Annotated in this window: 1 protein-coding gene; it reads right to left on the bottom strand. The window is 51.0% G+C overall.

Annotated features, from left to right (window positions below; genetic code table 11):
- A partial coding sequence (locus UC15_RS24485) for a hypothetical protein (protein WP_157961034.1) occupies positions 1-1,732 on the bottom strand: 1,732 nt, incomplete at its 3' end.
- Between the last annotated feature and the right edge of the window lie 32 nt (positions 1,733-1,764).

Genomic DNA, 1,764 nt, shown 5'->3' with positions numbered 1-1,764 from the left:
TTTTGTCCGATGGTATGAAAAATATTTTCCCGTTAACATCAATGATCGCCGCATTTTCTACAAAGGCTTGCCCTGCCGGATACAAATAGGCGCTCAGAATACGGCATTCATTCATTGTTAAAGAGTGTCCCGCCTGCATCTGAACAAAAGGATCATAGGGGGGAACCTCCCGCCGTTCTGATATTGTGGTTTGACTGGCAAGATTGGCGCTGGCGATCTCAATATCCGGCCCGCTCATTTTTGAACGGTATTTTTCGCCCCCCTGGTTGCGTTGCCCCTGTAATTCAAAAATAAATGGCTCCGGCAGTTCTTCCCCCGTCACCGTCACATCATTAAACGAGTATGAAGCGTTTGCAAACCAGTGCGCCGCGCCGGTATAAACGCCTTTACCCTGCGTTATGGGCCCCGCAAACCGGTACGGGCCGGACGCTTTCACGCCCACTAATTCATCCTGCGCGAATACCCGCTGGCGCAGATTAGGGATGGTGTTGGCTATCTTGTCGGGGACGCCACGCCACCCGAAACCCTGTATCGGTTCAAGGGATACGGTCTGATCATTCGGGCAAAAGTAGTTATAAACCTTGCCGTAATTATTACGCCGGTGGCGCGGATCCTGATACCACGGCCCGGCCTTTTTAATGCAAATCGTATCGTAAAGCTTTTGGGTATCCGCTTCGCTGTGCAGGCCGTCGCCGCCGTCCTGATACCTTGCGTTTGTGCGCATGAGTGCGCAGAAGTTTTTAAACGTTTTTTCGCGGGCGGCGGTGGTTTGCTGATTACCCGGCAAGCCCATTTCCATGATCCGGTTTTCAAGTGAATAGGGCGAATGATTGAAAATTACGCAGTCAGCGGGATTTAAATCCTTAGATTTAACAATCATATTGGCTAACATGGTGATGATTGTCCCCTGACTGTGGGCGACGATATTGATCGCATCTTCTGCCGTCGTGGGGTTTCGCCTGATTTGCATAATCAGATCGGCCAGCCGGTGCGCGGCAAATGCCTGATAAATCCGGTGCGGATTCTCATAGATGGGGTGTGTGCGGTCCGGCGCGTTGTTCTGGCTCATGGCTTTGGGTATGCCCATCATTGCCCCGTTTGCGCCTGGTCCGAACATATCCGGGATATTGGTTGTGGCGTTGGCAAAGGTGCCGCCGCCTTTGGCAAAGTTTGGGTCTAACACGTTGGCGTAATTATCAATGTTTTTCCTGTCATGTTTTTTAATTATCCATTTGTCATATTCCTGAAAAGCGTCATACGGCAGCGGCGTTTCGGGGCTGCGGTAAGTCTTTTGCATTTGCTTTATATAGTCTTCCTGATCGGCCACATAGGTATCATGATCGACCGGCTTGTAACCCCAGTAAAAAGGAATAACGGGGGACGCCACATCCGATAATACTTCCCGCTGTTTGTTATCGGTGTCGGTACATGTCTGCTGCTTTCCGTCTGCGTCCCTGATTTGGAATTCTTTCTCTGACCATTCGTGACACGTCAGATCATTGCGGCCTAATCGCTGATTCAGCCCCGCGATAATGCCTTTTTCCTGATTCTGATAGGCTTCTCCCACATCGTTAACGCCGTGAACCAAAATCACAATGCAGGGCATGGGGCGCGGAACCGCACATTTAGTCACATACATCGACGGCCCCGCATCCGTGGGTACGCCAATGCAGCCGGTCGCCAGCCAGACCGGCGGGCGCGGTGGTCTCTTTTTTTCTGTGCTGTCTGTCATGATGATTTCCTTATTCTTTTTCGTTGTGAATG

Origin of the sequence: Rahnella sp. AN3-3W3 (genome assembly GCF_003263545.1) — a bacterium.
Lineage (GTDB): Bacteria > Pseudomonadota > Gammaproteobacteria > Enterobacterales > Enterobacteriaceae > Rahnella > Rahnella variigena.
The sequence above is the reverse complement of the archived record's forward strand: the minus strand, read 5'-3'. Positions and strand labels throughout refer to the sequence as shown.